Consider the following 22,726-nt stretch of genomic DNA (forward strand, 5'->3'; position numbering starts at 1 on the left):
TGTCTGCGGCAGTTTCGCCAACTCCTCGTCATAGAAACTGGAGTCAATTGCCGCTTCCGTCACACCGTAGGCATTAATGATGCGGAACAACGAGCCAAAGCGTTCCTGCAAGGTTCGGTAATCCGCCACACTGCAACTGTCCGAGCTTGTGATCAACAGCTCCATATCGCTTAACTTTAGCCCCTGCTCATGCACGTATTCCATAAACGGCACGATCAGCGCCGGTGTTGATTCGAAGATCGTCACTCGCTCCCGCTCTATCCAGTAGTGCAGACGAGAAGGATCGATCCGGTCGTCCTTCGGCACAATCACCATCGTGCCTCCGTTGTACAGCGTCCGGGCAATGTCGCCCACGAACACGTCAAACGAGAAGCTGGCGAGTTGCAGCAACCGCACCGGGAACTGATCTAATCGGTATTCCCGCCGGTAACCCGCCGCCGTGTTCACTAGGCTGCGGTGCTCGATCATCACACCTTTCGGCTTGCCCGTCGTTCCCGATGTGTAGATCACGTACGCCAGATCCTCTGGGCGGGCTTCATGGAAGCTGTCCATGCCAACAACATCAACATCATCCACAACATCCAGATGGTTCCGATCCGCACCGTTCACAGCCCCCGTTAGTTTGCCAGAGACCCGACTGGAAGCCATGTTGGAGCCTTGATCAAAGCACATCGGAGCATTTGCCCGATCTTCGCTGTACGACACTTCGTCGTCGAGGTACAGCACCGACATCAGCGCCAGCTCCTCTTCGCAGAGCCAGGCCTCGGCACGTTCTCGCAGCGGCGTTTGTGTCAGCAGTACCTTCGCTCCGCTGTCTTCGAGCATAAACCGCACGCGGTCCGCCGGATAATCCGGGTCGAGGGGTACATACGCGCCGCCTGCTTTCCAGACGGCCATCACGGCCACCAGCAAGTCCACCGAACGCTCGGCGAGAATGCCAACGATTGACTCCCGACCGATGCCATTTGCACGCAACGTGACCGCTAAGCGGTTCGCTCGCTCGTTCAGCTCCACATACGTTAGGCGGTTATTTTCATACACAACGGCCTCCGCTTCCGGCGTACACTCTGCCTGTTTCTCAAACAGACGGTGGAACGTAGCCGCAGGAGCCGCTTCTAGCTGCGCTGGATTAAACGCATTGAGAACTTGTTCTTTTTCCTCTGCTGTCAGCAAGTTCAGCTCGGCAATCTTCGCATCTGGACGGTTTACAATTGTCAGGAGCAACTGCTCGTAATGTTTTGCCAGCCGTTCAATCGTCTCCCTTTTGTAAAGAGCTGTCGCATATTCAAAGCTGTAATCCAAGCCGCCGTTCTCCTCGCCCACATCCAAGCTGATATCAAACTTCGCAGTATCAAGTACGCTCGGATAAGGAATCAGGCGAAGCCCTTCCAGCTCAAATTGCTCGTTCTCCGTATTCTGCATCGTAAACATCGTGTCGAACAGCGGATTACGGCTTAAGTCACGGGTGATTTGCACCTTGTCCACCAATTGTTCAAACGGATAGTTCTGATGCTCAAAGGCACGCAGAGTTGTTTCTTTGACTTCGTTCAGATATGAAAGGAATGTTTTCTCCGAAGACGGATAACTGCGAATCGCCAGCGTGTTTAGGAAAATCCCGATCAACGGCTGCACATCTCCATGATTCCTTCCGGCAATCGGCGTACCAACGATTACGTCTTCCTGACCTGAATATTTATGCAAAAGCACGTTATACGCCGCAAGCAACACCATAAACAGCGTCGTGCCCGTTTCCGAAGCCAGCTGTTTCAGGCCGTCGGTTTTTGAAGCGTCGAAGGAAAACTCCAGCGTTTGACCTTCGTAGCTCTGTACAGCCGGACGTGGATAGTCGGTCGGCATTTCCAGCACCGGAAGCTCGCCCTGGAACATGTCCAGCCAATACGCCCCCTGATGCTGAAGCCGTTCCTGCTGCTCCTGCGAATGCTGCCAAACGGTGTAGTCTTTGTACTGAATGCGCAGCGGCTCCAATTGCTCTCCACCATACAAACGTACGAATTCTTCAACAAAGATTTCCATTGAAACGCCGTCAGAAATAATATGATGCATGTCGTACATCAGAATATGGCGTTCCGGAGCCAGCTCAACAAGGCCTACCCTCAACAGCGGTGGCTTAGCCAAGTCAAACGGACGGACGAAACCGTGAACCACCGCTTCGACCTCTTGCTCATCCGCTTGATAGAACTCCACCGCAAAATTCACGTCCTGGTAAACCCGCTGTGATGCTTCTCCATCCACCATTTCAAACCCGGTGCGCAACATTTCATGCCGCGCCACGAGCTTACGGAACGTTTCTTCGAACCTTGCCCGGTCCAAAGCACCCTCCAGCAGCATCGCTTCCGGCATGTTGTAGCTAAGCTCCGCAACTTCCAGCTGATTCAGAATAAAGAGACGTTTTTGAGCAAAAGATTGCGGGTACACCTCTCGGACATCCGTCACCGGAATGGAAATAAATATCTGCTGATCCAGCCGAGAAATGGTGGTAGCCATGCTCTCGATCGTGGAATGGCGGAACACGTCGCGCAGTGGCAAATCCACGTTCAACTCTTTATGAATCTTGCTGACCAACGTTGTCGCTCGCAGGGAGTGGCCGCCGATGTCGAAGAAGTTGTCGTAAACGCCAATCTCCTTCGTAAGCCCCAGCACCTCCTGCCAAATCACCGCTAGCTTCATTTCCAGCTCATTGCGCGGTGCGACATACTCCGTTCCACTTCCCGCTTCCCCTTCCGGCGAGGGCAGCGCCTTCCGGTCTATTTTCCCGTTTGGTGTCAGAGGCAAGCGCTCCAGCTCCACGAAGTACGACGGGATCATGTAACCCGGCAACTCCTGTGCCAGCGCACTGCGCAGATCGTTCACCAACAGCTTCGCACCGGTATCCGGCGTGTAATACGCACACAGCGCCTTCTGACCGTTCGCATCACTTCGAACCAGCACCACCGCTTCGCGCACACCTTCCACCCGCAGCAACTGCGACTCGATCTCACCCGCCTCGATCCGGTAGCCCCGGATTTTCGCCTGGTTGTCGATTCGGCCGATGAAGTCCACGTTGCCGTCTTCCATCCACCGCGCCAAGTCTCCCGTGCGATACAACCGCTCACCAGCGGTGAAAGGACTGTCTACAAACTTCTCTTCCGTCAGCTCTGGACGGTTCAAGTACCCACGTGCTACCCCAACTCCGCCGATAACCAATTCGCCCAGCACACCGACTGGAACAGGATTTAGATGTGCATCCACGATGTAAAACTTCGCATTCAGCCATGCTTTTCCGATTGGCACATGACCTGTCTGCGGCAGCTTCGCCAACTCCTCGTCATAGAAACTGGAGTCGATCGCTGCTTCCGTCACGCCGTAGGCGTTAATAATGCGGAACGATGAGCCAAAACGCTCCTGCAAGGTCCGGTAATCCGCCACACTGCAGCTGTCCGAGCTTGTGATGAGCAGCTCCATCCCGCTCAACTCCAGCCCTTGCTCGTGCACGTATTCCATAAACGGTACGATCAGTGCCGGTGTTGATTCAAAGATCGTCACTTGCTCCCGCTCTATCCAGTGGTGCAGGCGAGACGGATCAATCCGATCATCCTTCGGTACAATGACCATGGTGCCTCCGTTATACAACGTGCGTGCGATATCACCCACGAACACGTCAAACGAGAAGCTGGCGAGTTGCAGTAGCCGGACTGGGAACTGATCCAACCGGTATTCCCGCCGGTAGCCCGCTGCCGTGTTCACCAAGCTGCGGTGCTCAATCATTACACCCTTCGGCTTGCCTGTTGTCCCCGACGTGTAGATCACGTACGCTAGGTCCTCCGGACGAGCTTCATGGAAGCTGTCCAAGCCAGCAACCTTCAGATGACTCGGATCATCGCTGTTCACAGCACCCGTCAGCTCGCCGGAGACTTTACCGGAAACCATGCTGGAGCCAAGCGGTGCATTCTCCCGGTCTTCGCTGTATGACGTTTCGTCGTCGAGGTACAACACCTTTGCAAGTGCCAGTTCCTCTTGGCTGAGCCAAGCTTCAGCACGCTCTCTCAGCAACGTTTGTGTCAGCAGCACCTTCGCTCCGCTGTCTTCAAGCATAAACCGCACGCGGTCCGCCGGATAATCCGGGTCAAGCGGTACATATGCCCCGCCTGCTTTCCAAACGGCCAGCACGGCCACCAGCAGGTCCACCGAGCGCTCGGCGAGAATGCCAACAATCTCCTCCCGGCCGATTCCACTTGCGCGCAGCGTGGCCGCTAAGCCGTTCGCCCGTACGTTCAGCTCCGCATACGTCAGCCGAACGTTCTCGTAGACAACCGCTTCCGCTTCCGGTGTACGTTCCGCCTGTTCCTCGAACAGGCGGTGGAACGCGGCCGCCGGAGCCGCTTCCGGCTGCGCCGGGTTAAACGCGCCGAGAATTTGTTCTTTTTCCTCTTCCGTCAGCAAGTCCAACTCGGCAATCTTCGCATTCGGATGGCTTACAATCGCCGCAAGCAAATGTCCAAATTGAATCGACAGCCGCCGGATCGTGCTTTCTTTATAAAGAGCCGTTGCGAATTCAAAGTTGCACTCCAGTCCGCCATTTTCTTCCGTAACATCCACACTCAGGTCGAACTTGGCCATACCATATTCGCTAGGGTACGGGGACAATTTCAGCCCTTCCAGCTCAAACTCTGACTCCTCCAGGTTTTGCAGGGAGAACATCGTGTCAAACAGCGGGTTGCGGCTCAAATCCCGGCTAACCTGCACTTTATCGACGAGTTCTTCGAACGGATAATTCTGATGCTCGTAAGCGCCTAAAGTCGTTTCTTTCACTTCTTCCAAATACGACAGGAAGGTCTTCTCCGAAGCCGGATAATTGCGGATCGCCAGCGTGTTGACGAACATTCCGATCAAAGGCTGCGTGTCGCCGTGCGTTCTGCCCGCAATCGACGTTCCGACGATCAAATCGTCCTGACCTGTGTATTTATGCAAAAGCACGGTATATGCGGCAAGCAACACCATATATAGCGTCGTTCCTCTTTGAGCGGCCAGCTGTTTCAAGCCTTCGTTCGTTGCCTCGTCCAAGAAGGACGTCAGCGTATGTCCCTCATAGCTCTGTACAGCAGGACGCGGATAGTCCGTTGGCATTTCCAGAACCGGCATCTCGCCCCGGTAACGGTCCAGCCAGTAAGCTTCCTCGCGTTTCAATTGAATTTTTTGCTCGTCCGATTGCTGCCATACTGCATAGTCCTTGTACTGAATGTGCAAAGGCTCTAATGACTCACCGCCATACAGACGAACGAGTTCCTCAACGAACACGTCCATCGAAACCCCGTCGGAGATGATATGGTGCATGTCAAACATCAGTAAATAACGATCGGCGGCCAGCTCTACGAGCTCGGCACGCAGCAGCGGTGGCTTCGCCAAGTCGAAAGGTCGGATAAAAGCCTGCACGACTGCAGATGCTTCTTCCTCGTTCGCATGTCGCCACACGACGGAAAAATCAACGCTCTCGTAAATACGCTGTACCGCTTCGCCTTGCACGACCTCAAATCCGGTTCTCAACGTTTCATGACGTTGGATCAGTCCGCGGAAAGCTTTCTCCAGCAGGCTATGGTCAATTGATCCTTCGAGCAGCAGCACACCCGGCATGTTATAGCTCTGCTCGGCTCCTTCCAGCTGATTCAGGATAAACAGCCGCTTCTGAGCTGAGGAAAGTGGATAATACGCTCTTGCGCCTACCAGCGGAATCGACGAGAACGAATGTTCTTCAATCCGGGAGAGGGCGAGAGCCATCTGTTCGATCGTTGAGTAGCGGAATACGTCGCGCAGAGGCAACTCGACGTTCAACTCCTGATGCACCTTGCTCACCAGTGTCGTTGCCCGCAGGGAATGGCCGCCCAAGTCAAAGAAGTTGTCATGAACCCCGATACGCTCCAATCCAAGCACGCTTTTCCATATTTCAGCCAAGCTGGCTTCGAGCGGAGTCCGAGGCGGAGTATGTCCTTCGCCCGGTTGCAAGCTCTCCTCAGGTGCCGGGAGGGAGCGGCGGTCAACCTTGCCATTCGTCGTCAGCGGGAGACGCTCCAACTGGATCAGGTACGTCGGGATCATATAGGCCGGCAGTTCCTGAGACAGCACGCTCTTCAGCTCGGCCGCCGGAAGCTCACAGTCCGCTTCATAATAGGCGCAAAGCTGCTTTTCGCCGGACACGTTTTCCCGCGCAAATACTGTCGTTTTCCGAATTCCCTCCACTTTCTGAAGCTGAGCTTCGATCTCGCCCAGCTCTATGCGGAAGCCACGGATTTTCACTTGGTCGTCCGTTCGTCCCACATATTCAATCGTGCCGTCCGGTAGCCATTTCGCCAAATCCCCCGTCCGGTACATGCGCTCTCCTGACGTAAAAGGATTGTGCACAAATTTCTCCGCCGTCAGTTCCGGCCGGTTATTGTAGCCACGTACCAAACCTTCTCCGCCGACACATAGCTCCCCGACCACGCCGATCGGCAGCAGCTTATTCCGGCTGTCGACGATATACACCGTCGTATTGCTGATTGGTCGTCCGATAGGAACGGTAAGCGCCGACTCATCAACGAAGTCGACCGGAAGGTACGTGGTAAATATCGTGCTTTCCGTCGGTCCGTACACATGGTTGAGCCTACCCGCTCCAAGATGGGTGAGTGCTTTACGTACATGACCAACCGAGACACGCTCTCCTCCAAACAAAATCGCCCGGACATCCCGAAAACAATGGACGTTCACATCTACAAGCACGTTGAAGAAAGCCGTCGTAATAAACATGACCGATATGCGCTGGCGCTGGATGAGATCCGCCAGTAGACCAATTTCCAGCAACGTCTCGCGGGGAACCAGCACCAGCCGCGCCCCGTTGGTCAAAGCACCAAAAATATCGAAAATCGCTCCGTCGAACGAATAGCTCGAAAGCTGGAGGACATGATCGCGATTGGTGATGTGAATATAATTTGTATTTTGCACAACGCGCCCAATGTTGCGGTGCGAAACAAGGTTGCCTTTTGGCTTGCCCGTCGTGCCTGACGTATAGATCACGCAGGCCAGATCTGTCGCTTCAATCCCTTGATTTAGGTTTGTTCCGTCCTCGTGATAGAAGGACTCGTCATCCAGTAAAATCAACGAGTCCACACCCGCCAGGCGCTCGCGCAAGCGGCTTTGTGTCAGCATAACCTGCGCTCCTGAATCCTCTATCAAGAAACGGATACGCTCCTCTGGATATTCCGGGTCAATCGGTACGTAAGCGGCTCCGGCTTTGTGTGCTGCCAGTATACCTACAACCATTTCGATGGAACGCTCAGCCATAATGGCGACCAGACGTCCTTGGGATATCCCGTGGCTGCGCAAGGTACGGGCAAGGCGGTTGACACGTTCGTTCAGCTCCCGGTAAGTCATCTCTTGCTCATTCATGGAGATGGCGGCTGCATCCGGGATGTACTCCGCCTGCTCTTCGAACAATTGAATGAGCGTCTTCCCGCGCGGAAATTCCGTCGTGGTGTCGTTAAAACGTCCGAGAAGGTCGGCCTTTTCTGCCTCCGTCACAAGTTCCAGCTCGCCCACAGTAATTTCCGGGTTATCCGTTACCTGCTCCAGCAGATGCACGAGATGCCCCTTGAGCCGCTCAATGCTGTCTTTATCGAACACTTCGGCGTTAAAGTCGAATCGAATTTCGATCTCGGCTCCCGGCATTACAGTCACGTTGAAGTTATAGTTCGTCTGCTCCTCCATCTGAACGTCAGCAATTGTCAGGCCGCCGTGCTGCTGGTCCCCCGCCTGCTCCATCTGCTCGTCCACCGGATAGTTCTCGAAAGCGATGATATGGTTGATCAGATTCTGCTTTTGCACGCTGCGAGCTTGAATTTCATACAGCGGATAGTAATCATAACGCCCGGAATCCAGCGCCCTCTCTTGGAGCTTCGCCATCAGGTCGGCGAACACGGTGTCCACTTCGCTATTGACGCGGACCGGCACCGTATTGATGAACAGCCCGATCATAGACTCAATGCCCGGGATTTCCGCCGGTCTTCCGGCAACGACACTGCCGAATACGGCATCGTTTGTTCCGTTATATTTTTGCAGCATCACGCCCCAAACGGCTTGCAGCAGCGTATTGACTGTAACCAGGTGCTGTTTCGCCACCCGGTCCATCCGTTTGCTCAAGTCCTTGCCCAGTTCGACGGTGACGTGATCAGCCGTAAATCTGCCGCTCGGCGCTGGTTCCTTTTGCCCCGGAAGTACGGTTTGCCCTTCGTAGCCTGCCAGGAACGCCGTCCAATAGCCGGATGCTGCCTGATCGTCCTGTTTCTCCAACCATTCGATATAATCGCCATAATCCGATCCTTTACCTCCCGCTGGCTGCTTCCCAGAGGTCAGGGCCGAGTATATCTCAAACAACTCCTGCGTCAGCTGAGCCAGGCACCAGCCATCCATCAAAATATGTTGGAAACTCCACAGTACGTGATAACTTTGCTCTTCGGTGCGTAGAATCTTAAACCGAACGAGCGCATCATGTTCCATGTCGAAGCCACGAAGCTTGTCCTCCTCGGCCTTTTCATCCAAGTAAGCTTGTTTCTCGTGTACCTGCAAATGAAGCAGTTCTTCATATTCAAAGCCGACTGGCTTATCGCGGTATATGATTTGCAGCGGCTCGCCCGCTGGTCCATTCACAAAATTCGCCCGCAGCACCAGATGACGTTTTGCAAGCTCCATCCAGCTCCTCTCAAAAAGCTGGACGTCGAGCGCTCCCCGCATCGTAAACCGCGTCTGCTCAAAGTAAGCTGCCGTTTGCCGGTCAAGCGCGCTGTGGAACCACATACCCTTTTGCATCGGCGTCAGCGAGTAGATATTTTCGATTTCCCCGAGATGACTCGAGCGCTGGGCGATTTGCTCCAACTCTGGGATGGTCAAGCCTTTAAATTGCACGTCGCTTGGCGTCAATTCGGTGTTCTCTTTGCCTGCGCAGTGGGTAATGAGCTCTCGGAGACTTTGCTCAAGCCGCTGAGCGAAGGCTTCCATCGTTTCCTTGCGATACTGCTTCCGGCTGTAGCTGAGATCGAGCGATAAAGCACCGTCCAGCACCATACCGTTGATATCCAGCACAAAGCTGCGCGCCTGCCGGTCGCTAGCCGGGCTGCCACTCGAATAAGAAGATATGCCGATCTCGCCCTGGTTGACATCATCGTCGAACTGGCCGAGGTAGTTAAAATTAATTTCCGGCTCTGCGCCCCAAACCAAGCCATCCTCCGATTTCGAAAGATAGCGGCATATGCCGTACCCAAGCCCCTTGTTCGGAATGCGGCGCAAGTTTTCCTTGACCTGTTTAATCTGATAGGTCAAATCCCGGTCGGTTTCCGGCTCCAGGACGACCGGAAACTTGGTCGTAAACCAGCCAACTGTACGCGTGATGTCGATATCCGTTCCGATCGATTCACGTCCGTGTCCTTCGAGATTGATCCGCACCCGTTCGTGCCCCGTCCATTTGCGTAAGGCTATGCCAAGCGCCGTTACCAAAATATCATTCATTTCGGTGTTGAAGGCACGGTGAACCCGCTTCAGTAGCAGCTCCGTTTCTTCGGGAGCCAAACGGACAAACAGCGATTCGCTGTCCTGCTGCGTCGTAACGTCCGCCTCCGTATCCTTCGGCACGGCCGGAACCTCCATTTGATCCACGGCCTGCCAATAGGCCCGTTCCTTCTCCATCTCCGGGCTTTGCGCGTAAGCAGCCAACTGCTCGGACCAAGTGCGGTACGCATCTGTTTTCGCCGGGAAACGAATTTCTTCGCTTTTGCCAGTCTGCTCGTAACCTAGAGCGAAATCCTCCATTAAAATGCGCCAAGACACGCCATCTACCACAGCATGATGAACCCCGAGCAGCAAATGATCACCGTCCGCGCACTGGAACAGTCCCGCCTTCATGAGGGGCCCGTTCTCCAGATCGATGCCCGCTTGAATGTCCGTTGCCTTCGCTTCCACAGTCTGCGTGGGATTCTCCGCATCTTTGAAGTCGAACACGTCCAGCGTGAACATCTCGTCTTCCTGAATCGCGCGGTTCCGTGCGCTAAACCCTTGTTCCGTTTTGCGGAACACCATCCGTAAGGCGTCATGATGCTCGGCCAGCTTTTGCAACACCTGACGTACCATCTCTTCGTCGAAGCGTTCCTTCCGGTACAGCATCACCGACTGGTTGAAATGATGCGGGTCCGCAAAGGAGCTCTCGAAAAACCAATGCTGAATCGGCGTCAGCGCCGTTTCACCCGTAATTTCGCCTTGATCAATGGTACGTCCGATCGGTATCACATGCAGGCTAAGCTGTGAGATCGTCGGATATTTGAACAAATCCCGAATTTCCAGCTTGTACCCGGCTTGATGAAGCCGCGAAGATACTTGAATGGACTTGATCGAATCTCCGCCCAGCTCGAAGAAATGATCCGTTACCCCAACGCGATCGGCGTTCAATACCGCCTGCCACACATCGGCAAGTGTCCGCTCGGCTTCATTGCGTGGAGCTACGTACTCGCCGCCGGTCAGTGCGTTTCCTTCCGGTGCAGGCAAAGCCTTGCGGTCGATTTTGTCGTTCGGGGTGAGCGGCATCTGCGGAAGCTGAACAAAATGTGCCGGAATCATGTAATTCGGCAATTTTTGCGCCAGCGCGCTTCTCAGCTCGCCGAGCGTAAGAGGGAGACTAGCGACCAGGTAAGCGCACAGTTCTTGCCCACTTTTGCCTTCCCGCGCAATCACAATCGTCTCCTGCACCGAGTCGATCTTCAGAAGCTGCTCTTCAATCTCACCGACCTCGATTCGGAATCCACGGATTTTCACCTGATGGTCGATCCGGCCCAAATACTCCATATTACCGTCCGGCAGCCAGCGGGCGAGATCTCCTGTCCGGTAAAGGCGTTCTCCCGGCGCAAACGGATGTTCCACAAATTTCTCTGCCGTCAGCTCCGGCTGGTTCAGGTAACCTCTCGCAAGCCCCACGCCTGCAACGCACAGCTCGCCGTCCACTCCCGGAGGCACAAGTTGCAGGTGGGCATCCAAAATAAAAATCTGATGATTAGACAGCGGGCGCCCAATCGGAATGACTCTGCGCTCCGGCTGCTGCTCATCCGCATCCCAAAGCGTCGTAACAATCGAAGCTTCGGTAGGGCCGTAAGCATTGAAATAGTGAACCTTCGATTTCCACTGCTGCACGAATTCGGCCGATACCGCCGAACCTCCCGTTACAAGCTTTGTTAAGCTGGGAAGACGGTCCGGGTTCAAATGAGCGCTGTACGTCGGAGGCAAAATCGCCGCCGTAATCGCATGCTCGTTCATATAACTCTCGAACAGACGTGTGTCGAGAATTGTCTCGGCCGTCGGGATGTACAAAGCCGCGCCAAAATAGAGTGCTTTGAACACTTCCCAGCAGGATGCGTCGAAGGACAAGCTCGCAAATTGAACGATCCGGTCATGCTCCGTAATGCCCAGCCTGTCTGCGAACATCAACTTCAAGCTGACCAAACCACGATGCTCCAGCATGACCCCTTTGGGTTTGCCCGTTGTACCTGACGTATAAATGACATAAGCAAGATCATGTGGACCACTGGCCGCCTCCAGGTTCGAGCCATCGTCGCTATAGGCCTGCTTGTCATCTAGCGCCAATACGGTCCCTTCGAACGGGACTTGCTGTAACAGCTCTCTTTGAGTCAGCAGCAGCTGCGCGTTCGAGTTCTCCAGAATGTAGCGAATACGTTCTTCCGGGTACTCCGGGTCGATCGGCACGTAGGCACCGCCAGCTTTCAGAACCGCCAAAATGCCAATGACCGTCTCCAGCGATCTCCTAACCATCAAGCCTACCAACTGATTGGGCAGCACACCGACCGATCGTAGCGTACGCGCCAGCTGGTTCGCCCGTTCGTTCAACTCTGCGTATGAAAGCCGCTGCCCCTCAAAGACAACCGCCGTCGCCTCGGGCACACGCTTCGCTTGCTCCTCCACAAGCTGATGAATCGTCCGATCACGAGGATAGTCCTTCTCGGTATCGTTGAAGCTTTGTATTAATTGAAATTTTTCGTCCTCCGACAGCATGTCCGTTCGTACGATGTCCAGCTCCAACTCATGAAGCCCCACGGACAGTAGGCGATTCAGATGGCCGACGACCCGATCCATGAACTCGGAGTCATATAAGTGCTCGTTATATGACAGCGCTAGCTGTATCGTCCCGCCGGCTAAACTGAATTCAAAGGAACAGTCCGTGACCACGTTTTGCCCAATTTCGTCCAGATGCAACTCCTTAAGGGATACTAGCGTATGGACGAAGGGTATCCCTTCTGCATATTGCAGATCCAGCTTCTCCGTCATTTTCAAGAACGGAATATGTTGATGCTGAATGGCTTCCGGCAAGGAAGTCCTCAGTTCGCTCAGAAGCGTCTTAAAAGTTGCCCCCACCGAAAGCGAGTTTTTCAAAATGACCGTATGATTAACGGATCGACGCGTCTCCCCCTTTTTCGGCACAACCGGCATGCCAACCAGAATGTCTGAAGAACCTGTATATTTATGCAAGAGTGCCTGAACACCTGCGAGCAAAATCATAAAAGCAGCCAGCGGAGCACCCTTGCTCATTTGAAGGACCCGCTGCGCCGCTTCCTCCGAAAGCGAACCGCCAACGGTTTTCACATTGGGCACCAGGGAGTTTGGAGCTTTGCTGTAAGGCAACCGCGTCAAGGTATAATCGTCACTACCGAATTTTTCGTTCCAAAACAACGTTTCTTTTTCAAAAGCCATCTGGATCGTTCCCCTCTCTTCATCGGTAAAAGCAATCCGGCAGAGCATATGCCGAAGCAACGCTCCACTCCTTTTCAAACATCTGACAACAATATCAATGGCTTACGCCATGTCACCGCTTGGATTGCCCGGTTGATCGCATACGGCAATCCTCTGCCTAGCAGCTGTACCGCTCGGCTCCCATGCGTAAAGGACAACAAACATCGTTCTACGCAAGAGATGCGGCTACTTCGGACTCCTCTGCTTCAATAAGATTGCTGCGGACGAGCCACCCGAAGACGGGATTTGGTTTAACTTGGGGTTCGGAATTGGATTTGGGGATAGACGACAAGGAATGTTCCTCCTGTCGATGTAAGGCTTGCCGCAGGGTTCCGGCCGTCCAGCAGGAAGTCGATCGTACCTCCTGATTTGGTACCCGAGCTACCTTTGACGAAGCCTATGTTTAAGGGGTATTGATACACTCTATGTACGATTTGATTATTCCCCCACAGCCCTGGTGTGGATAAGTAAAGATTCGGCTGCGGGGTAGTGAGCTTTTCCTGACGATTAAATTTAACGAGGGTACTGCATGAGGCTCAAAGAATGCTCCGTATGGCACGAACGGGACTGCGCTTGGATTGCCGGAGAATTCCATGCTGATTGACGTTACCGCAGGTAGCGTGAGGTGAAAGCGCTACCTTAACATCAAGTCCGCACGCCCTCCGGAAGGCACTTTCGTGCCTCTTGCCGGGGGCGACCATCGGCTTGGCCAAGCTTAGGTCGTTACTAGTAAATCCTTGGTCTCCTGAGAGATCACCTGCTGCATACTGGACTTGATAATGTCGCAGCCGGCGGCCAGATGCTCCATCGAGACGGTCAGCGGAGGCATGATCTTCAGCACACAATCTCCTCTGCCGGCTCTTTCAATGATGAGCCCGTTCTCGAAGCTGATATCCGCCACCCGCTTCGCCCCGGTTTCATCCATGAACCCCGAGACGTCAATGCCCCAGATCAGGCCGAGTCCGCGGATGGCGATGGACGGATGTAGAGGCTTAATTTCTTGATCAAGGAACGAGCGCACATATTCTTCCTTCTGCTTCACCTGAGCTTCCAGTTCGGTTCTGTCCCGGAACTCGAGAGCAGCCTTCGCGGCCACAAAAGCCAGCTGGTTGCCGCGGAAGGTGCCGTTGTGCTCGCCCGGCGTCCAGATATCCAGTTCGGGCTTCAGCAGCAGGAGGGACATTGGCAGGCCGTACCCGCTGATCGACTTCGACAGGGTAATGAGATCCGGCTCGATCCCCGCACGTTCGAAGGAGAAGAATTCGCCTGTCCGGCCGCATCCTACTTGAATCTCGTCTGTAATGAGCAGAATATCGTGCCTGCGGCAAATCTGCTGCAGCTCACGTAGCCACTGCGCGTCGACAACGTGAATTCCGCCTTCGGCTTGTACCGTTTCAAGCAGAATCGCGGCCGGCTTGTCGATTCCGGAGTGCGAATCAGTCAGGATATTCTCGATATAACCGAGCGTATCCATTTCTGCGAAAGCCCCGCTCGGGTGCGGCATGAACGTAACTCCGTCCAGAGGAAGCCCCGCCCCTTCTCTCATGGACTTGGAGCTTGTCGCCGACAGACTGCCGAGCGACATGCCGTGGAAGCCACCCATGAATGCGAATATTCCACTTCTCTTCTTCGCCTTGCGTGCGAGCTTCAGGGCCGCTTCCACCGCATTCGTCCCTGTTGGACCGCAGAATTGAAGCTTGTAATTCAGCTTCTTCGGCTCCAGGATCCGCTCGGAGAAGCTCTGGATGAATTCACGCTTGGCCATTGTATACATATCCAGACCGTGCATAATCCGGTCGGAGGTCAAGTAATCGAGAACCCGGTCTTTAATATAATCGTTGTTATGGCCGTAATTGAGTGCCCCGGCACCTGCAAAGAAATCAATATATGCTCTTCCGTCCTCAGAATATAAAAGGTCTCCCTTGGCCCGGTCGAATACCACCGGAAAGCTTCTGCAGTAAGATCTTACGTTGGATTCCAGCTTTTCAAAAATGCTCACTCGCTTCATCCTCCATCGGAATTGGGATAAGGTTGGCTCCATCTTTCTGAACCTTCCTTTCTAAACCTTCTGACGTCATGGAGCAACATATTCTAGGCTGTCATTTTCCACAATTGTTGGTCCCCACATGCCGGCTTGTTGGTAAGCCAGTATACTGGTCTCTCGCACACAGCTTGGATGGGTATAAAAAACCCTACAATTCCATTTATTAGAATAATAGGGAATAAGACCTAGGTTGAATTATATCAAAATCTACAAGAATGTATAGTGAAATTTTTGTTAAATATAGTCATTATATTGTTAAATTTGGTTCATAAAACATTATGTGTTAACATTTTTCGTTAAAAATAGTGAATGGAGAAGAAACGTTGGGCATGATTTGACATCAATCAAGGAATTCGACGAGTGTTGACATTCAGTCATTTAACAGGTAAATTTGGTATATATTCCCTTTAAATATTCTTTGCCGGTGTTCCGATTCCTTGCACTTTGTAATTTTCAACATGATTACCTGACCAATTTCTGAAAGCCTGGCTGGAAACTGGTCACAGCGTCCGCACGGATGGTAGCCGACATCGTTTTGTATCACGCCTTCTTCTCTACGCCTCTGTTAGAGTAAAGGGTAAATATATTCTGCTCCTCCTCGTCAAACCGTAGGTGAGGTTTTCCCTTATACGCTTTCCGATGTCCTTCACTCATTTACATGCAGATTACAATCGCGTTCTGAGTCCGAATTGAACGGTCAATAATTTTACTTCGCGTAATAAGCTTCTTCATCGAGCGCATTGTTGCTTCTTGGCATACCATTTTGTGAGTTGCTGAAAGATGTACCCGTCACGTTCAGTCATCTTCCTTTACCATTCAAATGATCTTTTATGCCCGATCCGCATCCTTCTTGGGGATATATTTGCACTTACGAGTTGCGAAGGTTAATGATTCTCTTTAAGAAGTTGATTACATTCGTGCACGAAGAATATTTCAAATGTGAGAATTACAAAAGGATACTCTTCCTAAGATACTTTATAATCTGATGGATTTTCGTCCAATGAATGACCGCAATTTACAATGAAAAAACACAAATAAGGTGGTTCTAATATTTAGAACCACCCTCCTGAAACATCAAAAAAGTCCTGATGACTTAGAGTCATCAGGACCATTATTTTGTCCATACTTTATTAGTTTACTGAATTCCTTACCTTACTCAACCGTTACACTTTTCGCCAGGTTACGTGGTTTATCTACATCATGACCCAGTGCCAGGGAAGCATAGTATGCCAGCAATTGCAGCGCAACTACAGACAAAGCAGGGCTAAGCAGTGGCAGCGTCTTAGGAATCGCAAACGCTTGGTCTACGGATTTCAGCAATGGTGCTACGTGCTCTTCATACGTAATTGCCAATACATCTGCGCCACGTGCTTTTACTTCCTTAATGTTGCTCACTGTTTTCTCAAGTACGTTCTCCTGCGTTGCCAGGGCAATAACAGGGATACCATCTTCGATCAATGCAAGCGTACCATGTTTCAACTCACCCGCAGCATACGCCTCGGAGTGAATATAAGAGATCTCTTTCAGCTTCAAAGATCCTTCTTGAGCTACTGCATAGTCAAGACCACGGCCAATGAAGAAGAGATGTTCATGTTTGGAGATTTGCTCTGCATATCCTTTAATTGCTTCCGCTTGCTCCAACATGGATTCCACTTGCTCAGGCAATGCTTGCATTGCTGCCAGCGTGTGTTCAATCTCTTCTGCAGATTGAGTACCACGAACTTGTGCAAGGTACAGACCAAGCAAGTTAAACGCGATCAATTGCGAAGTATACGCTTTGGTAGAAGCTACTGCAATTTCAGGACCTGCCAATGTTGCGATAACATCATCTGCATCACGTGCAATGGAGCTGCCCACTACGTTTGTGATTGCCAGTACATGTGCCCCATTGGATTGTGCTTCACGCAATGCAGCAAGCGTATCGGCAGTTTCACCGGATTGGCTCACTACGATTACAAGTGTATCTTTGTGCACGATTGGGGAACGGTAACGGTACTCGGAAGCCACATCTGTTTCAACCGGAATACGTACCAATTGCTCAATCACTGTACGTCCAACCAGACCTGCATGGTACGCTGTACCACATGCAATGATTTGAACGTTACGGATATTTTTGATTTGTTCTTCAGTCATTTTCAACTCAGGAAGTTGAACTTTTTTGCTTTCATTATCGATGCGACCCAGCATAGTATCACGATATGCTTTTGGTTGCTCATGAATTTCTTTCAGCATGAAGTGCTCAAATCCGCCTTTTTCTGCGGTTACAGCATCCCAATCGACACGAATCATTTCCCGAGAAATAAAGTTGCCTTCAATCGTCATCAATTCGACAGCATCATGTGTCAATACAGCCATTTCACCATCATTCAGAATGTACACGTTACGTGTATGCTCCAGAATTGCCGGGATGTCGGAACCAATGAAGTTCTCGCCTTCACCAATACCAATAATCAACGGGCTTGCTTGACGCACAGCTACGAGTTTCTCAGGCTCATGCTCTGTCAATACACCCAGTGCAAATGCGCCACGCAACAGCGTAATCACTTTTTGTACTGTTTTGACGATATCACCATTGTATTCACGTGCGATCAGGTGAGAGATAACCTCAGTATCTGTCTCGGAAGTGAACGTGTGACCTTGAGCCATCAATTCGTCCTTCAGATCCAGGTAGTTCTCAATAATACCGTTATGCACAACAGAGAACTTCTGGCTTCCATCTGTGTGTGGATGAGAGTTCTCATCCGATGGTTTACCATGAGTTGCCCAACGTGTGTGTCCGATTCCGGCATTACCTACCAGTGGTGCACCATCCAGCTTGGCTTCAAGGTTCGCAAGACGACCAAGAGCTTTCGTGATTTGCAGACCTTCCGGTGTGAATACTGCGATACCTGCAGAATCATAACCACGATACTCGAGTTTCTTCAATCCTTCGACCAATACCGACTGAGTGTTCTTATTACCAATATATCCAACAATACCGCACATAATTTATTTCCTCCGTTTGTATATGAATACTGTGTCACGAAGAGAAACAGGCAGAGGCGGCATATCGGAAAAATGAGTGATTGCCTAGCGTTTCATGAATACTTGGTACTTATTCAATTATCAATGATCAGAGCGACCTCGTGTCGCCCCGCTGTCATCATAAGCTGTAATGAATGCAATCATGAATGTACATCATTTTCCCGTCCGCGTACTGTTTACGCTCTTCACGCACATTCATTTGAATTTTAGTTTAACTCTTGCACCTGCACCGGCGCGTTGTGTGGACAGTCACCTATCCATTTTCCGCAATCCGGTTTACGGCTCTGGTGCTTCACCGGGAGGTCCCCGCCGAACAATCCGAACACCTCCACCTCGTCAGCTTGATTGCCGTTGATCTTAATCAGCGTTCTTCAACCTAGAAGAAATCCTGATCAACATCATCCCGCGCAACTCCAAGCTCTGGCGCTTGTATAACTGTAACCTTACGTTCCTCACTTTCTGTGTCTGAATGACGACTCCACTCATTATATGCACGTCAGGTCCATTTTGCAATGGAGCAAAGTACCTGTGACAATTTTAGCATATTTACCTACAATCCCGACCGGATAAACAGACCTATGGTCTCATCAGGCCGGGACGCAGGAATATCCATCTTTAGAGGAAATTCAAAAAGTCCGCTTTTGATTACGAATCATGCCTATTGGCATAATCAGCATCGAATATGAAATTCAGCCGAAATGTCCGTTGCTCACGTAGTTTCCCTACGCTCCGCTACTCCATTTCTATCTTCATTCCATCTTCTCGGTACTGAAAACCAAACTTTTTGAACACGCACTATATGTCCTAAATCCTGTTATATCATACCCTTTATACACAACAATTCCCTTTAGAAAACCGTATGCACATGGGATTTCTTCCGGTCCTATACCAGTTCTTTTTGCACTACATCTGCGATTTGAGACACAAATTGTTCAAGTTCGTCTTTATCTGGTCCTTCCGCCATAACACGGATCAGAGATTCAGTACCTGAAGCACGAACGAGTACACGTCCATTATCCCCGAGTTGTTGTTCTACTGTAGCAATAGCTTGCTCGATTGCAGCATTACCCTCGTATTTGCTCTTATCTTCAACACGCACATTCACCAATACTTGTGGGTACTGGGTCATTAGCGCTTTTAGTTCACTCAGTTTTTTACCGGAAGCCTTGAGCGTATCCACGAGTTGAATCGCAGTCAGCATACCGTCTCCGGTTGTATTGTAATCCAGGAAAATAACATGGCCAGATTGTTCTCCACCCAAGTTGTAACCGCCGCGACGCATTTCCTCCATCACATAACGATCACCTACTGCCGTTTTAGCTGTTTTCAGTGCAAGTTTCTCCGTTGCTTTGTAGAATCCGATGTTACTCATAACGGTCGATACAACAGTACTGTCCTTCAACTTGCCTGCACGATTCATCGCATCACCACAGATACACAGAATGAAGTCTCCATCCACCTCAGCGCCTGTCTCATCAATAGCAATCAGACGATCTGCATCCCCGTCAAAAGCAAGACCCAGATCTGCTTTATGTTTGAGCACTTCTTGTTTCAGGTTCTCTGGATGAGTTGATCCACATTGCTCATTAATATTCAGGCCGTTAGGCTCAGCGCCAATGGCAATGACTTCTGCACCTAGTTCACTGAACAATTTTGGTGCCAGTTCATAAGCTGCTCCGTTTGCACAGTCCAAAACAATTTTAAGTCCAGAGAACGATTCATTTACAGTCGTTTTCAGGAAATCAAGATAACGATAACGGGATTCTTCATCTGTCGTTACAGTACCCAGCCCGCCACCAACTGGCCGTGGCAATTGATCAGTCTCCGCATCCATCAGTTCTTCAATCCGGTTCTCTGTTTCATCAGAAAGCTTGAAGCCATCTCCACCAAAGAACTTGATTCCGTTATCCTCAACCGGATTGTGGGAAGCCGAGATCATCACGCCCGCGTCAGCTTTCAACAAACGTGCAATATACGCCACTCCCGGAGTGGATACCACGCCCAGACGGATCACATCAGCGCCAATGGACAGCAGACCTGCAACCAGTGCGGATTCCAACATCAATCCCGAGATACGAGTATCCATGCCGATAACCACTTTTGGTCTTTCCACACCACCTGCAAGCACGTAACCACCACAACGTCCAATGCTGTAAGCCAGCTCTGCCGTTAACTCTTTATTGGCAACCCCTCTTACACCATCTGTACCAAAATATTTCCCCATGATTTAACTCCTTCTATTCGCATCATATACGAGCACTATTATTATTTTTTTGAGAATTTTAAAATTAGAACGTTTACGGATTCGCGCCACTTTTACTGCCAGTACCGCTGTTATTATTATTTAAATTACCTCGACTGCTTGTGCTCCCCTGTTGACCCTGATCCTGAGTATCCGTATTCGATTCCGTTTCTTCATCATCAGGAACAGGCTCTGTTTCCCCATTTTCAACCTCGGCTGGTGTTGGGTCAGGTGCTACCGTTCCCTCGTCCGTCGGTTCTTCGCCAGGAGTGGTCGTGGTATCTTCAGCCTTTTCGCTAATTTTGACCGTCGCACTCAATGCAGTGGATGATTCATCCAGTTTGGCATAACGGGGCAGGTCGGCTTCAAGCTTGATCTCATGCGTTCCGACCGCAAGTCCAGCAAGATCCCCGGTTAACGTGAGATCATCACTACTCAGACCCTCAAGCATACTTGCTGAGCCTGTAAGTGTGAGGTTCAGACCGCCGCTTCGAGGCGTAACCAGCGTCCCTTCCAGTCCATTCCCCGCACCGGTAAGTGTGATGGGGACGTTCGGAAAGACTTTGGTTGTCTCCTCTGCCTCGTCAAATGGTGATATGGTTACCTTGATCTGAATCGAACTAGGCTCGATTTTCTCAAAACCGGAAGGCGGCGTCAAGTCCACGTTAACTGTCGATGTACCCGACTGATCAAACTGTGTAAGATCAAGGGTTACTTGGTCGTAGGACTGTATACCTGCAAGCGCATCCTCTGATCCATAAACCGAGACTTCTTTCACGTTTGGCTCTACCGTGGAGAGTACCAGGCCTTCCGGAAGCTGTCCCGAATATTTGATTCTTAAGGGTACAGATGTATAGGGCTGATTGACCGGAACTCGGACTTCAACCGTTTGAGGCGTTATAATCGCATTTTCAAGGACCTTGCCTTCAGCATCGTATGCTTGAAGTTTCACTTTTTTCTGTATGACATCTTCCTTGGCATCTTTCACGCTCACACTGCCCTGGACCTTCGCTACAGCCTCGAGTTGCCCTTCGGGCAGAGTTACCTTAACCGGCGTCGAAGGTTCAGTTACGGGCGTTCCAGCGCTGTATCCGGCGGATGGTTCCCCTTCGGGTACAATATTCACATTGAAGGATTTGGTGCCCAATTTTTCTACGTTCACCGTAACCATGGAAGGTTCCATGCTGACCACTTCTACCCCGGAAGGCAAATCAGGTACAAGTGGCAGTGTATTGGACCCATCTTTCACCTGACTCAGATCGACCAGTACCTTGTAATCGTCATTCGTAAAAATCGATGTTAGCATCGAGCGCTGTCCTTTAATCTCCAGCCGGACCTCATCCGTACTTAATGAAGTGAGCACATAGCTGTTGCTGTCTAATCCATAAGGTTGAACAGGCACCGTACGTTCCACAACCTTGTTGGTTGTCCCTGTTGTAATCGTAGGGGTGGTTGGTACTTCATCCAGATGAATCATGAACCAGAGCAACAGGCTCACCGCAAGCGCAAGTATTTTGGCAAAGTTATTATTGTTAAACCACTTATCCATTGTTACGTCCTCCCTTCCGTTTCCAGAAGGTTGTCCAGCCATTCTTTTTCAGATTGGATGTTGGGCGCAACTCCTCATACAGTTTGGCAATCAGCGATTCTTCCTTAATATCACGAACGACCTGTCCATTCATTGCCAGTGACACTTGTCCTGTCTCCTCGGAGACAACCAAACAGATCGCATCTGCAACTTCGGTAATCCCGATTGCTGCACGGTGACGTGTTCCCAATTCCTTACTGATAAAAGGATTCTCTGATAATGGCAAATAACAAGCTGCCGCCGAAATCTGTTTTCCCTGTATAATAACGGCTCCATCATGGAGCGGTGTATTTGGAATAAAGATGTTAATCATCAGCTCCGAGCTGACCAGAGAATGCATCTTAATGCCCGATTCCGTGTAATCGTTCAGACCTGTTTCACGTTCAAATACGACCAAAGCGCCAATTTTACGCCGTGACAAATAATTAACTGACTTAATAATCTCACCAATTAACACGGTTAGTTCTTCATCACTCGCTGCCGCTGAACGTCCAAACAGCTTACCGCGTCCCAATTGCTCCAGACCACGACGTAGTTCCGGCTGAAAGATAATGAAGACCGCAACGACACCAAACGTAAACATCTGGTTCATTAACCATTTGAGCGTATACAAGTTTAGCCACGTACTTAATGCCCAGATCAGCACAAGGAACAGAATCCCTTTTAGGAGCTGAACCGCACGTGTCCCCCGCACAAGCAAAATCAGTTTGTACATAATATAGGTAACGATCAATATATCGATAACGTCCTTAATGGACTCTGTCCACGTTAAGTCAGCAAAATAATTCATAAGCCAGCCCCCGCTATCCCCATTGATGAGTAAACCCTGATCTCATATTAACCCATTAGGATTTTATATAATCCTTTGTCTCCGCATTTTTGCATTATTTGATTTGTGCAAAATGCTTATCTATATGTAGTAGTATGTTCTCTTTAGTATCTAGGTTATAACGTTAACGTTCAGGTTGCAAGTTACGGCAGTCTCAAACTGCACATAAACATCACATTTACCATTAATTAC

The 22,726-nt window shown here is 50.9% G+C and carries 7 protein-coding genes; all 7 read right to left on the minus strand.

Annotation, left to right across the window (positions count from 1 at the left end; all coding sequences use genetic code 11):
• On the minus strand, positions 1-12,768 hold a 12,768-nt coding region (locus C170_RS21700), incomplete at its 3' end, for an amino acid adenylation domain-containing protein (RefSeq protein ID WP_235200820.1).
• A 208-nt stretch (positions 12,769-12,976) separates the two neighbouring features.
• Positions 12,977-13,099, minus strand: coding sequence for a hypothetical protein (locus tag C170_RS31525; RefSeq protein WP_256721367.1), 123 nt, complete (start codon positions 13,097-13,099; stop codon positions 12,977-12,979).
• A gap of 423 nt (positions 13,100-13,522) precedes the next feature.
• The gene (ectB, locus tag C170_RS21705; RefSeq protein WP_036614038.1) at positions 13,523-14,806 is read right to left on the minus strand and encodes a diaminobutyrate--2-oxoglutarate transaminase; all 1,284 of its coding nucleotides are present in this window, start codon (positions 14,804-14,806) and stop codon (positions 13,523-13,525) included.
• A 1,197-nt stretch (positions 14,807-16,003) separates the two neighbouring features.
• Positions 16,004-17,836 (minus strand): glutamine--fructose-6-phosphate transaminase (isomerizing), encoded by a 1,833-nt coding sequence (gene glmS, locus C170_RS21710; protein WP_036614040.1) that lies wholly within the window; start codon positions 17,834-17,836, stop codon positions 16,004-16,006.
• Between the two features lie 922 nt (positions 17,837-18,758).
• Entirely contained in the window at positions 18,759-20,099 is a 1,341-nt protein-coding gene (gene glmM / locus C170_RS21715) for a phosphoglucosamine mutase (RefSeq protein WP_017692121.1), read from the minus strand.
• A gap of 73 nt (positions 20,100-20,172) precedes the next feature.
• A complete protein-coding gene (locus C170_RS21720; RefSeq protein WP_051447345.1) occupies positions 20,173-21,666 on the minus strand; it encodes a CdaR family protein in 1,494 nt (497 codons plus the stop codon).
• Positions 21,659-22,495 (minus strand): diadenylate cyclase CdaA, encoded by an 837-nt coding sequence (gene cdaA, locus C170_RS21725; protein ID WP_017692119.1) that lies wholly within the window; start codon positions 22,493-22,495, stop codon positions 21,659-21,661. Before cdaA ends, C170_RS21720 begins: the two co-directional genes overlap by 8 nt.
• Positions 22,496-22,726 lie beyond the last annotated feature (231 nt).

Origin of the sequence: Paenibacillus sp. FSL H7-689 (assembly GCF_000517905.1) — a bacterium.
Lineage (GTDB): Bacteria > Bacillota > Bacilli > Paenibacillales > Paenibacillaceae > Paenibacillus > Paenibacillus amylolyticus.

Coding starts and splice junctions, on each gene's coding strand:
- glmS (WP_036614040.1), bottom strand. CDS start 17,836: ATGTGCGGTATTGTTGGATATATTGGTAATAAGAACACTCAGTCGGTA.
- glmM (WP_017692121.1), bottom strand. CDS start 20,099: ATGGGGAAATATTTTGGTACAGATGGTGTAAGAGGGGTTGCCAATAAA.
- C170_RS21720 (WP_051447345.1), bottom strand. CDS start 21,666: ATGGATAAGTGGTTTAACAATAATAACTTTGCCAAAATACTTGCGCTT.
- cdaA (WP_017692119.1), bottom strand. CDS start 22,495: ATGAATTATTTTGCTGACTTAACGTGGACAGAGTCCATTAAGGACGTT.